Origin of the sequence: Sphingomonas jatrophae, from assembly GCF_900113315.1 — a bacterium.
Taxonomy (GTDB): Bacteria; Pseudomonadota; Alphaproteobacteria; order Sphingomonadales; family Sphingomonadaceae; genus Sphingomonas_P; species Sphingomonas_P jatrophae.
Genome location: NZ_FOZG01000001.1, coordinates 933023 through 952969 on the forward strand (window position 1 = coordinate 933023; position 19947 = coordinate 952969).

Consider the following 19947-nt stretch of genomic DNA (forward strand, 5'->3'; position numbering starts at 1 on the left):
GCGCTTATGCTCCGCTTCCTCGCTCCAGCGCTCGCGCTCCTGCTCGCCTCGCCCACGCCGCCCACGCCGCCCGCGCCGCCGGCCGAGCCGCGGCCGGCGCTGTGGAAGCTGTCCGATCCGGATACGACCATTTACCTGTTCGGCACCATCCACGCGCTGCCCCCCGGCTATCGCTGGACCACGCCCACGCTCGACAAGGCCATCGCCGCCTCGGACGAGCTCGTTATCGAGACGCTGCTCGACAAGGATCCCGACAAGGCCGCCGCCCTCCTCTACGGCCTCGCGCTCACCCCCGGCCTGCCGCCCATCGCCGAGCGGGTCGACGCGGCGGACCGCACCGCACTCGCCGACACGGCCAAGCGCGCGCACATCCCGCAGGCCGTGCTCGACGGGATGGAGACGTGGGCCGCGGCGCTCGTCCTCACCCAGGCGTCGCTCGGCGCCCTCGGCCTCGGCGCGGGCGTGGAGGACAGCCTCAAGACGCGCTTCGCCGGCAAGTCTATCTCGGGGCTGGAGACGCCCGAGCAGCAGCTCGGCTTCCTCGATGCGCTGCCCGAGGCCGAGCAGCGCCGCTTTCTCGCCGCGGTACTCGAGCAGGGGATGGAGCCCGACAAGGAGTTCGCCGAGATGCTCGCCGGCTGGGCCCGCGGCGACGAGGCGCTGATCGCCCGCAGCTTCGACGACGAGGCGTCCGTCTCCCCCTATCTCCGCGATGTCCTCCTCACCCGCCGCAACAAGGCCTGGTCCGCCTGGCTCGCCGCCCGCCTCCGCCAGCCCGGCACCGCCTTCGTCGCCGTCGGCGCCGGCCACCTCGCCGGCAAGGGCTCCGTCGTCGAGCTGCTGCGCACCAGCGGCCTGAAGGTGGAGCGGGTGGAGTAAGCGCCCTGCCGTTCGTGCTGAGCCTGTCGAAGCACTGTCCTTCTCGGCCAGGAAGAAGGACGGCCCTTCGACAAGCTCAGGGCGAACGGCCAGCTCACCTCACCCCAGCACCGCCATCGCCCTCTTGTGCCGCCGCATCACCTCGGCCAGCCCGATCGTCCCGCCATTGGTCAGCCGCCGCGCGCGCGTGAGATCCCCCGCGTCGATCGCCTCGTTCACCTTCGCATCCGCCCAGAACAGGATCGCCGCGGTGATGCCCTCCGCCGGCTTCTCCAGCAGCTCGGGATGACGCACCGTGTCCCATCCGGTCACCCTGGCCACCCGCTCGTAATTTGCACGGAACGTCGTCTGCAGCCAGCCGCGCCCGCGATAGCGCCAGCCGTCGCCTGGCTTGGTGTTGCCCATCTCCGGCCGCGCATAGACGAGGTTGGCCAGCGCCTCCGGCCGCCCGACATAAGGCAGCGCCGCATCGCGCGTCGGGAACCGGCTCGGCCATGTCCGCATCATCCCCGCCGCGGTGTAGCGCATGTCCTCGACGAAGTGGGCAAAGCCCCCCGTCTCGTTCGCACCCTGTGCGAGGAAGTTCGCCAGCCGCGGCGCCGTCTTCGCGATCGGCGTCTTCAGGATCTGCCGGTGCAGCGCCTCCGCCACGCGCCGCATCATCGCGTCGGGCGCCCGCCCCGCCACCCAGGCCAGCAGCGCGGTGAAGGTGCGCGGACCCGGATCACCATCCACCCCGCCGATGTCGTAGTCCCGCTCGATCAGCCGCGCCTGCACCGCCCGCCAGTCGATCGCCATCGCCGTTCCTCCCGCTCCCCGAGTCGGCCGTTCACCTATACGGTTATTTCCGACAGCGTGAGCCCCTTCTTCGCGCGCGTTTGCGATTTCGCCCGCCTTGCTCTATGGGCCGCCGCTTCCGTCATGGTCATCCCTGGAGGCGTGGCGGATACATCGAACCAACCTCAGGAGTTACCGACATGAGCGAACAGCTCAACCTGTCGGCCGAGGCGCGCGAGCGGGGCGGCAAGGGAGCCTCCCGCCAGCATCGCCGCGACGGCCGCGTGCCCGCCGTGATCTACGGCCAGAACCAGACCCCGCTCTCGATCCACGTCGAGGAAAAGGCGCTCGTCAAGGCGCTGTCCACCGGTCACTTCATGAACACGGTGGTGATGATCGACGTCGTCGGCCAGTCCGTCCGCACGCTGCCGAAGGACGTTCAGTTTCACCCGGTCACCGATCGGCCGCTGCACGTCGACTTCTTCCGCATCGGTGAGCATTCGACGATCCACGTCAACGTGCCCGTCCGCTTCGTCGACGAAGAGCAGTCGCCCGGCCTGAAGCGCGGCGCGGTGCTCAACATCGTCGCGCATGAGCTGGACCTCGTCTGCGACGCCGCCGAGATCCCCGACGAGATCGTTATCTCGCTCAAGGGCCTCGACGTCGGCTCGACGATCCACCTGTCGAACGTCACGCTGCCGCAGGGCGCCAAGTCGAACCTCGATCCCGAATTCACCATCGCGACGGTCGTCGCACCCTCCTCGCTCAAGAGCGAGGAAGGCGGCGAGTTCGGCACCGGCGCCACCACTACCGAGGCGTAACAGCCTGCCAACGGCCGTCATGCCAGCGCAGGCTGGCATCTCGCGAGGTCTGCCCCGGCCTCGCGGGACCCCGGCTTCCGCCGGGTGACGGAAACGGGATTTCGCATCGATGCAGCTCTGGGTCGGTCTCGGCAATCCGGGTGCGCAATATGCGCTCAACCGGCACAATGTCGGCTTCATGGCGGTGGACGCCATCGCCGAGGTCCATGGCTTCGATCCATGGAAACGCGCCTTTCAGGGCTGGGCGGCGCAGGGCCGGATCGGCAGCACCAGGCTGCTGCTGCTCAAACCCGCCACCTTCATGAACGAAAGCGGCCGCGCCATCGGTGAGGCGGCGCGCTTCTACAAGCTGACGGTGGCCGATCTCACCGTCTTCCACGACGAGCTCGATCTCGCCCCCTTCAAGGTCAAGGTGAAGACCGGCGGCGGTGCGGCCGGCCATAACGGCCTGCGCTCGACCGATCAGCATATGGGGCAGGACTATCGCCGCGTCCGCCTGGGCATCGGCCACCCCGGCCACAAGGACCGCGTCAACGGCCACGTCCTCGGCAACTACGCCAAGGCGGAGATGGACCCGCTCGCCGACCTGCTCGGCGCGGTGGCGGCCGAAGCCCCCTGGCTCGCCGCGGGCGACGACGCCCGCTTTATGAACGAGGTCGCGCTCCGCCTCCAGGGCTGAGGCCAGTTACGCCTCCCACAAACCCCGCTTGCCCTGAGCCTGTCGAAGGGCCGCGCTTCTTGCGGCCGAAGCAAAAGCAGTGCTTCGACAAGCTCAGCACCAACGGTGAGACTCCTGTCCGCTAACCCACACATCTAACGCCGTTAGCTCAAGCAACCCCTAGCCCTACCGCTCCCGCCGCCGCAGCCACACCGCCGCGCCGATCACGCCCGCCGCCACCGCGGCACTCGTCTTCGGATGCCGCGCCGCTGCCGTGTAGAGGCTGGTCTGCCGCGGCGCTCGCTCGCCTGAACGCTCCTGTCCGCCGCGCACCGGGCGGAACAGGTTGCTCGGTCTGGGCTGCGGCTTGCTGTCGTCGGTGAAGCTCTTCGCCATCTTCGGCGCCAGCCACTCCATGACGGACGGGAAGTGCAGCCCGAACAGCACCTGCGCCCGCCCCGCTCCGCCCACCGTGATCTCGCGCCGCGGCCGCGTGCAGGCATCAAGGATCGCGTCCGCCACCAGCACCGGGTCATAGGTCGGCGGCGGGATCTGCGCCTCGCCCTTGCCCTCGTGATTGGCGGCATGCTGGCCGATCGGCGTGTCGATCCCCGCCGGCATCACCAGCGTGACGGACACGGGCACGCCCGCATCGCCCAGCTCCATCCGCAAGGCCGACACATAAGCCCGCACCGCATGCTTGGATGCCGAATAGGCACCCAGCACCGGGCTCGGCAGTTCGGACCCGATCGAGCCGACCGTGATCAGCGCGCCACCGCGATCGCGCAGGTGCCGCACGGCCACCTCGCAGCCGTGCACCGCACCGAAATAGTTGGTGCGGAACAGTTGCTCATGCTCGTCCGCCGGCGTGTCCAGCAGCCGCGCATAGATGGCGACACCGGCATTGTTCACCCACGTGTCGATCCGGCCGAAACGCGCGACGGCCGCCTGTGCCGCCGCCTCTACCGCCGCACGGTCGCCGACATCGGCCACTGCACAGGCGGCCGCGCCACCCGCCGCCTCGATCTCGTGCACCGCCTCCGCCAGCGCCGCCTCGCCCCGCGCCACCAGCATCACCTTGGCCCCACGCGCCGCGGCGCGCTTGGCGGTGACGAGGCCGATGCCGGAACTTGCGCCGGTGACGAGGATGACCTGTTGGTCGAGCGGCTTTAGGCGAAGGGTCATGTGCGGGCTCCGGGTCGGGGAGGGGTCAACGCCCCTGCCCGCCCGTCGTTCACCCGGCGCTTACTTCGGCGGCATCCGGATCGCTCCGTCGAGGCGGATCACCTCGCCGTTCAGCATCGGATTGGCGATGATGCTACCGACCAGCTGGGCATATTCCTCCGGCCGCCCGAGCCGCGCCGGGTGCGGCACCTGCGTGCCGAGCGAGTCCTGCGCCGCCTGCGGCAGGCCCATCAGCATGGGCGTCAGGAAGATGCCCGGCGCGATCGTCATCACGCGGATGCGGTGCTGCGCCAGATCGCGCGCCACCGGCAGCGTCATGCCGACCACGCCGCCCTTGGACGAGGAGTAAGCCGCCTGCCCGATCTGCCCATCATAGGCAGCCACCGATGCGGTGTTGATGATAACGCCCCGCTCCTCGCCGATCGCCTCTGCCGCCGCCAGCCTCGCGGCGAACAACGAGATTGCGGTGAAGGTGCCGATCAGGTTCACCTCGATCGCCTTGCGATAGGCGTCGAGCGGGTGCGGCTTGTTCTCGCGCCCGACCGTCTTGATCGCGGGCGCGATGCCGGCACAGTTGACGAGGATACGGCCAACGCCGTGCGCCTGCTCCGCCGCGTCCAAGCCGGCGGTCACGCTCGCCTCATCCGCGACGTTGACCTTGGCGAAGATGCCGCCAATCTCCTGCGCGGTCGCCTGGCCGACCTCCTCGTTCAGATCGAAGATGGTCACCTTTGCGCCGCCTGCGGCCAGGAAGCGCGCCGTAGCGCCTCCGAGACCGGAGGCGCCGCCCGTCACGATCGCACCGACACCGTTCAGATCCACGCCGTCTCTCCCCTTTGATGGCCTGATCAGGCCAGTTCGACCGCCATCGCCGTCGCCTCGCCACCGCCAATGCAGAGGCTCGCCACGCCCCGCTTCAATCCGCGCTCCTGCAGCGCGCCGAGCAGCGTCGCGATGATGCGCGCGCCCGATGCACCGATGGGATGGCCGAGAGCGGTGGCACCGCCGTTGACGTTCAGCTTGTCGTCCGGGATGCCCAGCTCGCGCGCGGCGATCATTGCCACGACGGCGAACGCCTCGTTCACCTCGAACAGGTCGACGTCGTCGATCGTCCAGCCGGCCTTGTCGAGCAGCTTGCGCATCGCGGGCACCGGTGCCGTCGTGAACAGGCCGGGCTCATGTGCGTGGGCGGCGTGAGCGACAATACGCGCGACGATCGGCATGCCCTTTTCCTTCGCCACGCTCTCGCGCGTCATCACCAGCGCAGCGGCACCGTCCGAGATGGAGGAGGCATTGGCCGCGGTGATCGTGCCGTCCTTGGCGAAGGCGGGCTTCAGCGACGGAATCTTCTCCGGCTTGGCCTTGCCCGGCTGCTCGTCCGTCTTGACCGTGGTGGCGCCCCCGCGGCCGGGCACCTCGACCGCGACGATCTCGCGCTCGAACGCACCCGACTTGATCGCCTCGTTGGCGCGGGTGAGCGAGCGGATGGCGTAGGCGTCCTGATCCTCGCGGCTGACCTGATACATCTGGACGGCATCTTCGGCGAAGGCGCCCATCGCCTTGCCGGGGGTGTAGGCATCCTCCAGCCCGTCATACATCATCGTGTCGATGGTGACGCCGTGGCCCAGACGCGCACCGCCGCGCATCTTCGGCAGCGCATAGGGCGCGTTGGACATGCTCTCCATGCCGCCCGCGACGATCAGGTCGGCAGTGCCCGCGGCAAGCGCGTCATGCGCCATGATCGCGGCTTCCATGCCCGATCCGCACATCTTGTTGACGGTCGTCGCCTCGGTGTTGATCGACAGGCCTGCGCCGAGTGCCGCCTGCCGCGCCGGCGCCTGGCCGAGCCCGGCGGCGAGCACGCAGCCCATGTAGATCTTCTCGACGGCCTGCGGATCCGCCTGCGCACGCTCAACCGCGGCCTTGACGGCGGCAGCGCCCAGTTCGGTCGCCTTCAGCGGCGAAAGCTCGCCCATGAAGCCGCCCATCGGCGTGCGGGCATAGCTGGCGATGACGACGGGATCAGCGACCTGACTGGACATGATCTAGCTTCCTCAGATGTTCAAAGCGCGCGGGCGATGACCATGCGCTGGATGTCGGACGTGCCCTCATAGATTTGGCAGACGCGCACGTCGCGATAGATTTTGGCGAGGCCATATTCCTCGAGATAGCCATAGCCGCCGAGCGTCTGGATCGCCCCGGAGACGATCGCCTCCGCCGCTTCGGAGGCGAACAGCTTCGCCATCGACGCCTGCGTGAGGCAGGGCTCGCCAGCATCCTTCAGCGCGGCAGCGGCCAGCACCATCTGCCGCGCCGCTTCCAGCCGGGTCGCGAGATCCGCAAGACGGAAGCCGACCGCCTGATGCTCGATGATCGGCCGGCCGAAGCTTTTGCGATCCCTGGCATAGCCGACCGCCAGCTCCAGCGCTGCCTGCGCCATGCCGACCGATTGCGCGGCGATGCCGATGCGGCCCGCCTCAAGGTTGGACAGCGCGATCCGATAGCCCGCGCCTTCCTCGCCCAGCATGAGCGCATCCTCGACGAACAGGCCGTCGAAGCGGATCGCCGCGGTGTCGGACGCCGCCTGCCCCATCTTATGCTCGACCTTGTCGACCGAGTAACCCGGCCGGTCCGTCGGCACGATGAAGGCGGAGATGCCGCGCTTGCCCGCCGCCTGATCGGTCACCGCAAACACGATGGCGATGCCGGCGATGCGGCCGGAGGTGATGAACTGCTTGGACCCATCGAGCACCCAGCCGCCGTCCACCCGCGTGGCGCGCGTCCGGATCGCCGACGCGTCGGAGCCGGCATCCGCCTCGGTCAGCGCGAATGCGCCGATCATGCGGCCGCCGATCAGGTCGGGCAGAAAGCGCGCCTTCTGCTCCTCCGAACCGAGCTTCAGCAGGCCACCGACCAGCAGGCTGTTCTGGATCGAGACGATCGTGGAGAGCGCACCGTCAGCCGCCGCAATTTCGATCAGCGACAAGGCGTAGGAGACGGTATCCGCCCCGGCACCACCCACCGCCTCGGGCGCGGTCATCCCCATAAGGCCGAGGCCGGCCATTTCCTCGAACAGCTCGGGCGGATAGCCGCCTGCCGCCTCGAAGCCGGCGCTCAGCGGCCTGATCCGCTCCTGCGCAAAGGCGCGGACTGCGTCGCGAATGGCGGATTGTTCTTCGGTCAGGAGCATCGAAACCGCCGCGTCTATTTCCTACTGGTGAGTATCTTGCCTAGTTGGACAGATGCCGTCAAGATCGCTCCCCAGATATCCGGAGCGAAGATTTGGCATCCTCCCCCTTCCGCAGCCGCGAGGAGCGCGACGCCGATCGCGTGCAGAAACGCGAGGCGGTGCTGCGTGCCGCGGTGCGCATGTTTAACGCGCAGGGCTTCCACGCCACCTCGCTCGACGATGTCGCGGCCAGTCTCGGCGTCAGCAAGCCGACCATCTACCATTATCTCGGCAACAAGGATCAGGTGCTGCTGGAATGCGTCACGCGAGGGCTTGAACAGCTGCGCGAGGCCGCCGACGCGACGCGGGCGCAACCGGGCAACGGGCTCGATCGGCTTCGCCGCTTCCTGCGTCGCTATGCCGAGACGATGATGGAGGATTTCGGCCGGTGCGTCGTGCGCACGCCAGACGAGGCACTCTCCGGCGAGAGCCGCGCCCGTTTTCGCGCGCTCAAGCGCGAGATCGATGGCGGCATGCGCAAGCTGATCGAGGAAGGCATCGAGGACGGCTCGATTGCCCCCGTCGACGTTCGTATGGCGTCGTTCGCGTTGGCCGGTGCGCTCAACTGGCCGGGGCGTTGGCATCGCCCGGATGGGCCGGAAAGCGCCGGCGATATCGCCGGCCAGATGGTGGATATCCTCACCGCCGGGCTGGCACCTCGCCTAAGCGAGCATTGACAATCCAGGCTCGTGACCGGATCTACCCGCCGGTAACTGATTTACGGGCACGTTCGCCCATCCGGGAGACCATCATGGCCGATGCCTATATCGTCGAAGCACTGCGCACTCCGGGCGGCCGGGCTCGCAAGGGCGGGCTGGTCGACGTGCATCCCGCCGACCTCGGTGCCACAGTGCTGAACGCCCTTGCCGAGCGGAGCGGCATCGACCCGGCGTCGGTCGAGGACGTGATTGTCGGCTGCGTGACGCAGGGTGGCGAGCAGGCCTTTGCCTTCGGCCGCAATCTGGTGCTGGCCTCCAAGCTGCCGGACAGCGTGCCCGCGGTGACAATCGACCGCCAGTGCGGCTCCTCGCAACAGGCGCTCCACTTCGCCGCGCAGGCGATCATGTCGGGCACGCAGGACATCGTCATCGCCGCCGGCAGCGAGAGCATGACGCGCGTGCCGATGAACTCCAACTGGCAGCTGCACCGCGCCTCGGGTGTGGGCACCGGTCCCTGGTCGCAGGCGATCCAGAACCGCTATGGTGTCGCCGAGTTCAGCCAGTTTCACGGCGCGCAGGCGATCGCGAACAAATATGGCTTTTCCCGCGAGGAGATGGACGCCTTCGCCATCGACAGCCATCGCAAGGCAGCCGCCGCCATCGACAGCGGTGCATTCCGCGACGAGATCGTCGCCGTCCACACGCCCGACGGCCATGTGTTCGACACTGACGACGGTGTGCGCCGCGGCGGCACGATGGAGCAAATGGCGCAGGTGAAGACGCTTGAAGAAGGCGGCACCATCACCGCCGCCAATGCCAGCCAGATGACGGATGGCGCCTCGGGCGTGCTGGTCGTCAGCGAAGCGGCGCTGAAGCGCTACAATCTGACGCCGCTCGCCCGCATCGCCAACCTCACCGTCACCGCGGGTGATCCGGTGATCATGCTGGAGGAGCCGATCCCCGCCACGCGCAAGGCGCTGGAGCGGTCGGGCATGAAGCTGGACGACATCGACCTGTTCGAAGTGAACGAGGCGTTCGCCGCCATCCCCATGGCCTGGCTGAAGGCGATCGGCGCTGATCCGGCCAAGCTCAACGTCAATGGTGGCGCGATCGCGCTCGGCCATCCGCTCGGCGCCAGCGGCACCAAGCTGATGGCCACGCTCGTCCACGCGCTCAAGGCGCGCGGCAAGCGCTACGGCCTTCAAACGATGTGCGAGGGCGGCGGCATCGCGAACGTGACGATCATCGAGGCGCTTTGAGCGCCGGTCACGGCACGCACCACTGGGTTGGACGCGCCGCGACCGATCCTATGCTCAACGGCAGATAGATCGCAGCGCGCGCCACTCCGCTGGCGTCAGCACCGGATCGGTGGGCCATTTGCCGGACGCATCTCGGAACAGGGCCTGACGGCTGGCATCGCTCGGGTGCGTAGCGGCGAGCCCGGCCAGCCGCTCCAGCCGATCTCCCTTCGCCCGTTCGCCCGCGCGCCGCTCCATCCGGGCGAAGAATGCAGCTAGGCCGCGCGGATCCACCCGGCCGGTGCGCAGCAAGGCCAGCGCAGTCGCATCCGCCTCACGCTCGGCCGCACGGCTGTTGCGCAGGAACAGGCCCGTGGAAGCCAGCGCGCCGACATTGCCGCCCAGCCCTTGCAGGAAGAGGTCGAAGCCGAAGTGGCGGATCAGCGCCTGGTTGGGGTGCCGTTTCTCGACATGGCCAAGCTCATGCGCGAGCACGCCCGCCAATTCCTCCGGCGTCTCCGCCGCATCGATCAGCGCTGACAGCAGGATCACCTGCCCGCCCGGCAGCGTGAAGGCGTTGACCTGCTCGTTCCTGGCGACCGTGAGCGTGACCGGCTCAACCGGGCGGGGAGGCATGACGCGCGCCGCCAGCTTGTCCAACGCGGCGCGCCCGGCCCTGTCCTCGCAGGCGCGCTTCCCGCCCGCGATCATCTCCAGCATCGGCGCCCCCGCCTGAACCGCAATGCGGTGCGGCACCAGCGGTGCGGCCCATACCAGCGCACGCGCGCCCATGCTCCAGGCAAGCAGGCCTGCCGCCGCCACCCCGGCAATCACAAAGCCGATGCCGCGCGCCTGCCCGCGCGTGATGCGATGGCGATCCGGCAGCGCCGCAACGAAGCGTGCGTCCACGGTTCCAAGGATCAGCCGCCAATCGGGCAGGTCCGTCCGGTGCAGCACGATCCGCTCCGCCGCCTGCTCGCGCGTGATCAGAGCCAACGGAACCCGCTCCTCCTCCTCGGCTTCGTCTGCGAGGACCAGCAGATCGCCCTCGATCGAGGCGCGGACTGCACGCGGCCGCGCGCTCGCGCCGTCGAACAGGCGGGCGGGAACCACCTCAGAAGGGCGCGATGTCGAATGCATCGGCAATCCCCTCGCCCTGACCGGGTCCGACCAGATCGGTCTGCCGCATCGTTGTCGGATCGAAGGCACCGTCGATGACGATGCGCCGCGCGTGGAAGGCCCAATGCCGCCATGGCAGCAGCAGCGTCCCCAGTCCCATGGTGAACGCCACCAGTGCGAAGTTGACGAGGTAGAACAGTGCCACCTCACGCCCGCGCACGTCGAAGCGCAGCCGCATCGTCTCACCGAGCCGCGTGGCGCCGTAGGTCTCGTGCAGGAAGGCGGCGTGATATCGGGCGAACAGCATCGCACCGATGAACCCGATCACGGCCAGTCCGCCATAGATGCTGACGATCAGCACGAGGATCTGGGTGAGGGATGGCGGTCCCTCCGTCGGTAGGTCGACGGTGGCGAACAGCAGGACGCCAAAGAGCACCAGCAGCACGATCATGGCCACCCAGACGATCAGGAATCGGCCATAGATCGGGCGCGAATGGGCGTCGGCAAAAAGTGGCAGGCTGCCGATCCGCATGTCGCGCGTCAGCCGGTTCCAGCGCCGCACCCCCACCCAAGGCGTCAGGAATCCCAGACTGAACATCTGCGCCATGAGCAGACCGAAATGGTAGAGGCCGAAGCGCCACCCCTGCTCGGTCATGCCACCCCGAATGCCGCGCCAGGCAGTGCGTGAAAGGATGTAGCGCCAGCTGCGATACATGCCGACGCCCACCAGATAGTAGATCAGCAGCAGCAAGATGCCCTGCGTGATGACCAGCGCGGGCGAGCCCCGCCCAACGAAGGCAGGCAGCACGACGGAGACGAGCCCCAGCGGCACCGAGATCAAGAGGATGGCGAGCAGTGCGCCGACGAACAGTTCGAGCCCGGTGCCGCGATATTCCAGGGGATCGCCGTCCAGCAGGGTGTTGCGCCAGAGGAACCGCCGCACCCGCGTCTTGCCCCAGAAGCGATAGATGCCAAGCGTCAGAATGGTCAGCGCAAGATTGCCGAGCTGAAGCAGGAAAACATCGCCGCCCAGCCCACGAAAATCAATACAAGGCGCCGCCTCATGCGCGCCTACCGGCTGCTCCATCCAATCTGCCCCCGCTGCCCCGCAGCTTGGGTGACGGCGCAGCAGGCCCCTGTCAATCCAGGTGCCATCAGGAGGGCATGGTGGGCGCAGCAGGGATTGAACCTGCGACCCCACCCGTGTGAAGGGTGTGCTCTACCGCTGAGCTATGCGCCCATGCCCGGGCCGCCGCCGGTCTGCCCCGGCGGGATGGCGGCGATTATCGGGTGCGGGGGGCGCTGTAAAGGGGGTCTTGCCCCGTTTCGCCCGCCCGCATCGCCGCCCGTCTTGATCTTACAGGTTCACCGCATCGCGCAGGCTCTTGCCCGCCTTGAACTTGGGGCTGGACGATGCCTCGATCTTCATCGGCTCGCCCGTGCGCGGGTTGCGGCCCGTGGAAGCCTTTCGCTTGCTGACGGAGAACGTGCCGAAGCCGACCAGCCGGACCTCGTCGCCCGACTTCAACGCCGCGCTGACCGCGTCGAACACGGCCTCAACCGCCTGCGCCGCCTGCGGACGCGGCAGACCCGTCGTCTCCGCCACCGAGCCGATCAGCTCCTGCTTGTTCATCGTTCCAATTTCCCTGAACTGTTCCAAAACCTTGCGCGCACAAGCGCGCCACAGGCGCGCGCCAAGGCGGGATCGAAAGGAACGACTCCGCGCCGCGGCACGCCCCGCGAAGGGCGGACCCTAAGCAGCGGCGTGCAGCATTGCCAAGCCCGTTTCAGTGCCGAATCGACGCCTCTCCGCCGGTAGCGGGTGCGACCGGCGGCAGGTGCGCAGGCGCCTGTGCGGCCAGCTCGTCCGCCTCGGTCCAGTCGATCGGTTCGATCGGCTGCGTCAGCGCGACTTCGAGCACCTGGTCGACATGCACGACGGGGATGATCTTCAGCCCCTCGCGGATGTTGGCCGGGATGTCCGCCAGATCCTTCTCATTCTCCTGCGGGATCAGCACAGTAGTGATGCCGCCGCGCAGCGCCGCCAGCAGCTTCTCCTTGAGGCCGCCGATCGGCAGCACACGGCCACGCAGCGTGACCTCCCCGGTCATCGCAACCTCACGGCGCACCGGAATGCCCGTCAGCGTAGAGATGATCGCCGTCACCATGCCGATGCCCGCGCTCGGCCCGTCCTTGGGCGTAGCGCCTTCGGGCAGGTGGACGTGGATATCGCGCCGCGCGAACAGCGACGGCTTTACCCCGTAAGCCGGCGCCCGCGCCCGCACGAACGAGAAGGCGGCCGCGACCGACTCCTGCATGACGTCGCCGAGCTTGCCGGTGGTCTTGACCGTCCCCTTGCCGGGCACCGTCACCGCCTCGATCGTCAGCAGCTCGCCCCCCACTTCGGTCCAGGCAAGCCCGGTCACGGCGCCGATCTGGTCCTCCTCCTCGGAGACGCCAAAACGGAACTTCCGCACACCGGAGAAGTCGGCGAGGTTCTCGGCCGTCACCGCCACCTGCTCCGCCTTGCCCTCGAGAATGCGGCGCAGCGCCTTGCGCGCCACCTTGGCGATCTCGCGCTCCAGCGTGCGGACGCCGGCCTCCCGCGTGTAATAGCGGATCAGGTCGCGCAGACCCTCCTCCGACAGGGAGAACTCGTCCGCCTTCAGGCCGTGTGCTTCGATCTGCTTGGGCAGCAGGTGCCGCGTCGCGATCTCGACCTTCTCGTCCTCGGTATACCCCTCCAGCCGGATGATCTCCATGCGGTCGAGCAGCGGCTGCGGCAGGTTGAGCGAGTTGGCGGTGGTGACGAACATCACGTCCGACAGATCAACGTCGATCTCCAGATAGTGATCCTGGAACTTCGCATTCTGCTCCGGATCCAGCACCTCCAGCAACGCCGACGCCGGATCGCCGCGGAAATCCTGGCCCAGCTTGTCGATCTCGTCGAGCAGGAACAGAGGATTGGACGAGCCCGCCTTCTTCAGGTTGGTCACGATCTTGCCCGGCAGCGAACCAATGTAGGTGCGCCGGTGACCGCGGATCTCCGCTTCGTCGCGCACGCCACCCAGCGACTGGCGGACGAACTCACGCCCCGTCGCCTTGGCGATCGAACGGCCGAGCGAGGTTTTGCCGACGCCCGGCGGCCCGACGAGGCAGAGGATCGGCCCCTTCAGCTTGTTCGTCCGCGCTTGTACCGCCAAATACTCGACGATCCGGTCCTTGACCTTCTCCAGCCCGAAATGGTCCTCGTCCAGCACCGCCTGAGCCGCCGGAATGTCGCGCTTCAGCTTGGACTTCTTCCCCCACGGCAGGCCCAGCAGCACGTCGAGATAGTTGCGAACGACGGTCGCCTCGGCGCTCATCGGCGCCATGGTCTTGAGCTTCTTAAGCTCGGCATTGGCCTTGGCGCGCGCTTCCTTGGAGAGCTTGAGCTTGGCGATCTTGGCGGCGAGTTCGGCCACCTCGTCGCCGCTGCCTTCCTCCTCGGCATTGCCCAGCTCGCGCTGGATCGCCTTCAGCTGCTCGTTCAGGTAATATTCGCGCTGCGTCTTCTCCATCTGCCGCTTCACACGGCTGCGGATTTTCTTCTCGACCTGCAGGACACCAAGCTCACCCTCCATGAAGGTGAAGGCCATCTCCAGCCGCTTGGCCGGGTCCAGCTCGACGAGCAGCGCCTGCTTTTCCGACACCTTGATGTTGATGTTCGCCGCGACCGCGTCCGCCAGCTTGGAGGCGTCCTCGATCTGGCTCAGCTGCACCGCCGTCTCGGCCGGCAGCTTCTTGTTGAGCTTGGCATAATTCTCGAACTGGTCGACGACCGAGCGCATGAGCGCCGACAGTTCGGGCGCGGGATCGCCGTCGGCATCCCCTTCTTCGCTCTCGCTATCGCCGAGCAGCGCGATCTCGGCGGCGAGATGCTCGCCCTCCGCTTCCAGCCGCTCCAGGCGCGCGCGCTCCTTGCCCTCCACCAGCACGCGAACGGTGCCATCAGGGAGCTTCAGCAGTTGCAGGACGGTTGCGACGACGCCGATGTCATAGAGCGCGTCGCGATCAGGATCGTCCTCCGCCGGATCGAGCTGCGCAACGAGAAAGATCGACTTGTCCGCCGTCATCGCGCTCTCCAGCGCCGCCACCGACTTGTCGCGGCCGACAAAGAGCGGGACGATCATCTGCGGGAACACGACGATGTCGCGCAGCGGCAGGACGGGAAGCAGGTCGGCCATGAAATCTCCGGGTCGCGGGCGCAAAGCGGCGCCGCCGTCAGCATCTATATGGGCGCGCGGTACGCCATCATCAATCGGGCGCCTGAACGCCTGGGATCAGGCCTCAGCCTGCGGGAGAGCGGCACCCGTAAGCGCCGCATGCAGCTGCTCCCGGTCCAGCGCGCCTTCCCACCGCGCGACGACGATGGTCGCCACCGCATTGCCGATGAAGTTGGTGAGACTGCGGCATTCGGACATGAAGCGGTCCACCCCGAGGATCAGCGCCATGCCCGCGACGGGCACACTCGGTACCACGCTCAGCGTCGCAGCCAGCGTGATGAAGCCAGCGCCGGTTACGCCCGCCGCGCCCTTTGACGACAGCATTGCGACACCCATCAGCACCAGCTGCTGGCCGAGGCTCAGCTCCACGCCCACAGCCTGCGCGATGAACAGCGCAGCAAGCGTCATATAGATGTTGGTGCCATCGAGATTGAACGAATAGCCCGTCGGCACGACCAGCCCGACAACCGGCTTGGCACAGCCCGCCTGCTCCATCTTCTCGATCAGCGCAGGCAACGCCGCCTCCGACGAGGAGGTGCCGAGCACGAGCAGCAGCTCCGCCTTGAGGTAGCCGATCAGCCGCAGGATCGAGAAGCCCGCCGCGCGCGCGATGAGCCCGAGGACGACCAGCACGAACAGCAGCGACGTCGCGTAAAAGGTCGCCACCAGTCCGGCGAGCTGCGCCAGCGATCCCAGGCCGAACTTGCCGACGGTAAAGGCGATCGCACCGAACGCGCCGATCGGCGCCGCCTTCATCAGGATCGCGACCAGCCGGAAGAACACCGCCGAGGCGGCCTCCAGCACCGCGAGCACCGGCGCCGCGCGCGCGCCCACCAGCGCGACCGCGACGGCGAACAGGATGGCGACGAACAGCACCTGCAGGATCTCACCGCCGGCCAGCGCGCCCGCAAACGTGTCCGGGATGATGTTCATCAGGAAACCGGTCAGCGATGCTTCGTGCGCCTTGGCGGCGTAACCGGCGACCGCATTGGCATCGAGCGTCGCCCGATCCACGCCGAAGCTGGCGCCCGGCCGCACGACGTTCGCGACCACCAGACCGACGACCAGCGCCAGCGTCGACACGGACAGGAAGTAGGCAAACGCCTTGGCCGCCACCCGCCCCACCGCGCCCAGATCGCGCATGCCCGCAATTCCGGTCACGATCGTCAGGAAGATGACGGGCGCGATCACCATCTTCACCAGCTTGATGAAAGCATCACCGAGCGGCTTCAACGCGGCGCCCGTCTCCGGCCAGACATGGCCGACGACCGCGCCGAGCACGATCGCGACGAGCACCTGGACGTAGAGGTGGCGCCACCATGGGCCGCCATGCACCGACGCCTGTGCCTCCGCCGTGATCGCCATGCACCTACACCTTCATCGCCAGCGCCGAGCGGAGTTCATCGGCGGGAGCGGCGCACATGTCCACCGCTGCCGGTCGCGGTGCGTGTCGCCTTGGTCGACGGCGACGCTGACAGCCTGCGTGTACCGGGCTAAGCGCGCGGCCATGACGATCCGCTTCATCGGGCTCGATGCCGACGACACGCTCTGGCATTGCGAGACCATCTTCCAGGACGTGCGTGCCCGTTTCTCCACGCTGCTCGCCGACTTCGCCGACGCCGAGACGCTCGACGATGCGATGGAGACGATCGAGCGGCGCAATCTCGCGCTCTACGGCTATGGCGCCAAAGGTTTCACGCTCTCCATGCTGGAGGCGGCGCTGGAGACGAGCGGCGAGCAGGTGCCGGCCGCCACGCTGGCCCGCATCCTCGCGCTCGGCCGCGAGATGATGGCGCACCCGGTAGATCCGCTTTCCGGCGTCGCAGACGCGCTGGAGGAGCTGGCCAGCGGCCACCGCCTCGTCCTGATTACCAAGGGCGACCTGTTCCATCAGGAGGCGAAGCTGGCTGCATCCGGGCTCGGCCATCATTTCACCGGCGTCGAGATCGTCAGCGAAAAGCGGGCGGAAACCTATGCCGGCATCTTCCGCCGCTACGACGTCGCGCCGGAAGAGGCGGTGATGGCGGGCAATTCGGTGCGCTCCGACATTCTGCCCGCGCTGGACGCGGGCGCCTGGGCTGCCTTGGTGCCCTACCCGCTCGTCTGGAGCCATGAGGCAGCGCACGCGCCTCCCGGCCACCCGCGCTACCGCGAACTGTCCTCGCTCGCAGAGCTGCCCGGCTGGGTGGCCGAGATCGGCTGAACCGTTCGCCGCTCCGGCAGGGCAGCCAGGATTTCCGCCGCGACCAGCAGCAGGAACGGCATCAGCATATATCGGTGCCGCTCGCCAAACTCGAACCACACACCGAACAGCGCGATCTGGACGAGCGCGGCGAGCGCCAGCCGCACCCCCGCGCTATCCCGCACGCGGCCCAGCCCCGCCGTCACACCGCCAAGCAGAAGCGCCAGCCCGCCTTGGCAGAGCGGAAGGAGCGCCGCGAACACAGCGGCAGGCGGCGCCGGGCTGAGCACCGAGAGGCGGACGAGTGCAAACTGCTCCACGCCGAGAGCTCGCACCAGCTTCGTCAGGGACAGTCTGACGAAGTCGGCCGGGTTCGCGGCGATCCAGGCCTTCGCCGCAGCAGCGGCACGGTTGGAGATGGTCAGCTCGTCCATGCCGGCCCATGCCGCGGGAAGGGGCATCCAATTGCCCGTCGCCTCGGGATTGTTGCCGATCCACAGCCCAATTCCGCCTGTCAGGGTGAGCGGCACGAAGCGATGCAGCAGCAGTAGGTTGCGGAACCACCATGGCAGCATCACCAACACCGCCACTGGCAGTGCCCGCACGCCCAACCGCCACGTTCGCGCCCAGCCGATTTCCGGCAGCAACGCGATGGCGATCAGAGCGGGGAAGAATGCCAGCCCCGGTTGGGTCAGCGCGATCAAGGCGGCAGGCACACCCGCCGCAGCCGCGTCACGCCATCCCGGCTTTCTGCCTGCCACCCGCAGCACGGTCAGCACGAAGCCCAGCACCAGCGCGAGCAGCAGCGACTCCTTCTGGGCAAACGGCGCTGCCAGCACGAAGGGTGGCCAGATCGCCAGTAGCCACGCCGCCGCACGCCCCGTCTCGGGCCGGCCCAGCCGTGTGCCGATCCGCGCCAAGAGCCAGGCCGCGAGCAGGTCCAGAGCGACGTTGCTTGACCAGACGACCGCAAGCGTCACTCCACCCGCTGCGCCCAGACCTGCGAGCAGCAGCGGATAGGCCGGCGGGTAGAGCGCGAGAAAGTCGATCCGCAGAAGCGTATCGTGGAAGACCAGCCCCTGCCCTGCGAGCAAACCCCGCGCCAGCGCCGGATAGGTTGCGGCATCGCCGACCGATGCAACACGCCCGATCACCAGCAGCACAGCCCCCAGCCGCAACGCCACGGCGGTGCCCACCAGCAACGGCCACAAACCTCCCGATCGCCCGCGCGCCAGCGGCCACGCAACCCCAGCAAGGCCGAGCCAGGCAATCAGCAGCAAAAGCCCGATGCCAGACGCACCCCAGCGCGGCAGCAACGAGGGGATAGTCAGGAGTGCGTAGAGGGCAAAGGGCGCGAGCCCGAGGCGCAGCGCGAAGCTCGTCAGCCGAGAGGCACGCTCCACGCCCGTCCCCTTCGCCGACAAGCTCCGCTAATGGTACCCGGAGGCGCTGGCCGCGCCCCCGAAGGTCAGGCCGACGCCTTTTCCTTCTTGGCGTAGACGCGCACCGGCTCCTTGCGGCCTTCGACCACATCCTTATCGACGCGGATCTCGTCCACCCCGTCCAGCCCAGGCAGGTCGAACATCGTGTCGAGCAGGATCGCCTCGAGGATCGACCGCAGACCGCGCGCGCCCGTCTTGCGCTCGATACCCTTGCGGGCGACTGCGGAGAGCGCGTCGTCGGAGAAGCCGAGCTTCACGTCCTCCATGTCGAACAGCTTCTGATACTGCTTGACCAACGCGTTCTTCGGCTCGGACAGGATCTTGATGAGCGCGGGCTCGTCCAGATCCTCCAGCGTCGCGATCACCGGCAGGCGGCCGACGAATTCGGGGATCAGGCCGAACTTCAGCAAATCCTCCGGCTCGCACTGCCGCAGCGTCTCGCCGACGCGGCGTTCCTCGGGCGTGGCGACATAGGCGCCGAAGCCGATCGACTTGCCCTGCAGGCGATCGCCGATGATCCGCTCCAGCCCGCTGAACGCGCCGCCGCAGATGAACAGGATGTTCGTCGTGTCGACCTGCAGGAACTCCTGCTGCGGATGCTTGCGCCCACCCTGCGGCGGCACGGAGGCCGTGGTGCCCTCCATCAGCTTCAGCAGCGCCTGCTGCACGCCCTCGCCCGACACGTCGCGCGTGATCGAAGGGTTGTCCGCCTTGCGGCTGATCTTGTCGATCTCGTCGATGTAGACGATGCCGCGCTGCGCACGCTCGACATTATAGTCGGACGCCTGGAGCAGCTTGAGGATGATGTTCTCCACATCCTCGCCGACATAGCCTGCCTCGGTCAGGGTGGTGGCATCCGCCATGGTGAACGGCACATCAAGGATACGTGCCAGCGTCTGCGCCAGCAGCGTTTTGCCGCAGCCGGTAGGGCCGACGAGCAGGATGTTAGACTTGGCCAGCTCCACGTCGGCGCCCTTGGCGCCGTGATTGAGCCGCTTGTAATGGTTGTGCACCGCAACGGAGAGAACGCGCTTCGCCTGGCTCTGGCCGATCACGTAATCGTCCAGCACCTTGCAGATTTCCTGCGGAGTGGGGACACCGCCATCCTTCTTGGAGACGAGCGCCGACTTGGTCTCCTCACGGATGATGTCGTTGCAGAGTTCCACGCATTCGTCGCAGATGAACACGGTCGGGCCAGCGATAAGCTTTCGCACCTCATGCTGCGACTTCCCGCAGAACGAGCAGTAGAGGGTGCTCTTGGAGTCGCCGCCGCTAAGCTTGGTCATGAACGCAATCCTTTGGACCCCACCGGGTGAATCGGGGCAGACTAGTCGCCTTTCCCGCGTTCCGGCAATCGTAATAAGACAGGCCGATCGACCCGTTCACCGATATTGGCGCGCGTCATGCCGCTTGCAAGCAGGGGGCATGAGCGCGACGCCTGGCGTCAGGCTTCGCTCAAGGGCGAGCCCGCAGCGCGTATCTCCGGTGCTGTG

At 67.8% G+C, this 19947-nt stretch carries 18 protein-coding genes and 1 tRNA gene; 6 read left to right on the plus strand and 13 right to left on the minus strand.

Annotated features, from left to right (window positions below; all coding sequences use genetic code 11):
* Positions 1–6: 6 nt before the first annotated feature.
* Positions 7–879, plus strand: a complete 873-nt coding sequence (locus BM360_RS04375; RefSeq protein WP_242653312.1) for a TraB/GumN family protein — start codon at positions 7–9, stop codon at positions 877–879.
* Positions 880–978: 99 nt separating this feature from the next.
* Here the strand turns inward: BM360_RS04375 and BM360_RS04380 are convergent, their stop codons facing one another.
* The gene (locus BM360_RS04380; protein ID WP_093311269.1) at positions 979–1677 is read right to left on the minus strand and encodes a glycoside hydrolase family 19 protein; all 699 of its coding nucleotides are present in this window, start codon (positions 1675–1677) and stop codon (positions 979–981) included.
* A 179-nt stretch (positions 1678–1856) separates the two neighbouring features.
* On the opposite strand from BM360_RS04380, the gene BM360_RS04385 reads away from it, so the two are divergent.
* Positions 1857–2477, plus strand: coding sequence for a 50S ribosomal protein L25/general stress protein Ctc (locus tag BM360_RS04385; protein ID WP_093311272.1), 621 nt, complete (start codon positions 1857–1859; stop codon positions 2475–2477).
* Between the two features lie 109 nt (positions 2478–2586).
* Positions 2587–3156 carry an aminoacyl-tRNA hydrolase gene (gene pth / locus BM360_RS04390; protein ID WP_093311276.1) on the plus strand — a complete coding sequence of 190 codons (570 nt, stop codon included), beginning with the start codon at positions 2587–2589 and terminating at the stop codon, positions 3154–3156.
* 165 nt (positions 3157–3321) lie between these two features.
* Here the strand turns inward: pth and BM360_RS04395 are convergent, their stop codons facing one another.
* From BM360_RS04395 to BM360_RS04410, 4 genes are read right to left on the minus strand one after another with little or no spacing between them, the layout of a single operon-like run.
* Entirely contained in the window at positions 3322–4320 is a 999-nt protein-coding gene (locus BM360_RS04395) for an SDR family oxidoreductase (protein ID WP_093311279.1), read from the minus strand.
* Between the two features lie 60 nt (positions 4321–4380).
* Positions 4381–5142 carry an SDR family NAD(P)-dependent oxidoreductase gene (locus tag BM360_RS04400; protein WP_093311282.1) on the minus strand — a complete coding sequence of 254 codons (762 nt, stop codon included), beginning with the start codon at positions 5140–5142 and terminating at the stop codon, positions 4381–4383.
* A 26-nt stretch (positions 5143–5168) separates the two neighbouring features.
* The gene (locus BM360_RS04405) at positions 5169–6362 is read right to left on the minus strand and encodes an acetyl-CoA C-acyltransferase (RefSeq protein ID WP_093311285.1); all 1194 of its coding nucleotides are present in this window, start codon (positions 6360–6362) and stop codon (positions 5169–5171) included.
* 20 nt (positions 6363–6382) lie between these two features.
* A complete protein-coding gene (locus tag BM360_RS04410; RefSeq protein WP_093311288.1) occupies positions 6383–7510 on the minus strand; it encodes an acyl-CoA dehydrogenase family protein in 1128 nt (375 codons plus the stop codon).
* A gap of 92 nt (positions 7511–7602) precedes the next feature.
* Here BM360_RS04410 and BM360_RS04415 point away from each other — a divergent pair, with 92 nt between their 5' ends.
* On the plus strand, positions 7603–8226 hold the full coding sequence (locus BM360_RS04415) for a TetR/AcrR family transcriptional regulator (RefSeq protein ID WP_242653313.1): 624 nt from the start codon (positions 7603–7605) through the stop codon (positions 8224–8226).
* Positions 8227–8300: 74 nt separating this feature from the next.
* Positions 8301–9467, plus strand: a complete 1167-nt coding sequence (locus BM360_RS04420; RefSeq protein WP_093311291.1) for an acetyl-CoA C-acetyltransferase — start codon at positions 8301–8303, stop codon at positions 9465–9467.
* Between the two features lie 54 nt (positions 9468–9521).
* On the opposite strand, the gene BM360_RS04425 is transcribed toward BM360_RS04420, so the two are convergent.
* The 6 genes from BM360_RS04425 to BM360_RS04450 form a co-directional block, all read right to left on the minus strand.
* On the minus strand, positions 9522–10586 hold the full coding sequence (locus BM360_RS04425) for a M48 family metallopeptidase (RefSeq protein ID WP_093311294.1): 1065 nt from the start codon (positions 10584–10586) through the stop codon (positions 9522–9524).
* Positions 10561–11652 carry a YjgN family protein gene (locus BM360_RS04430; protein WP_093311299.1) on the minus strand — a complete coding sequence of 364 codons (1092 nt, stop codon included), beginning with the start codon at positions 11650–11652 and terminating at the stop codon, positions 10561–10563. Before BM360_RS04430 ends, BM360_RS04425 begins: the two co-directional genes overlap by 26 nt.
* Before the next feature lie 78 nt (positions 11653–11730).
* Positions 11731–11805, minus strand: a tRNA-Val gene (locus tag BM360_RS04435).
* Positions 11806–11922: 117 nt separating this feature from the next.
* On the minus strand, positions 11923–12225 hold the full coding sequence (locus tag BM360_RS04440; protein ID WP_479725485.1) for an HU family DNA-binding protein: 303 nt from the start codon (positions 12223–12225) through the stop codon (positions 11923–11925).
* A 127-nt stretch (positions 12226–12352) separates the two neighbouring features.
* Positions 12353–14791, minus strand: a complete 2439-nt coding sequence (gene lon / locus BM360_RS04445) for an endopeptidase La (protein WP_093311312.1) — start codon at positions 14789–14791, stop codon at positions 12353–12355.
* 96 nt (positions 14792–14887) lie between these two features.
* A complete protein-coding gene (locus BM360_RS04450) occupies positions 14888–16195 on the minus strand; it encodes a dicarboxylate/amino acid:cation symporter (protein ID WP_093311319.1) in 1308 nt (435 codons plus the stop codon).
* Between the two features lie 142 nt (positions 16196–16337).
* Here BM360_RS04450 and BM360_RS04455 point away from each other — a divergent pair, with 142 nt between their 5' ends.
* Positions 16338–17033, plus strand: a complete 696-nt coding sequence (locus tag BM360_RS04455) for an HAD family hydrolase (protein ID WP_093311326.1) — start codon at positions 16338–16340, stop codon at positions 17031–17033.
* Here the strand turns inward: BM360_RS04455 and BM360_RS04460 are convergent.
* Positions 16976–18415: a hypothetical protein gene (locus tag BM360_RS04460; RefSeq protein WP_093311334.1), complete on the minus strand. Its 1440-nt coding sequence runs from the start codon at positions 18413–18415 to the stop codon at positions 16976–16978. The two genes, BM360_RS04455 and BM360_RS04460, sit on opposite strands and share 58 nt — an antisense overlap.
* A gap of 65 nt (positions 18416–18480) precedes the next feature.
* Positions 18481–19740 (minus strand): ATP-dependent Clp protease ATP-binding subunit ClpX, encoded by a 1260-nt coding sequence (gene clpX, locus BM360_RS04465; RefSeq protein ID WP_093311342.1) that lies wholly within the window; start codon positions 19738–19740, stop codon positions 18481–18483.
* Positions 19741–19947 lie beyond the last annotated feature (207 nt).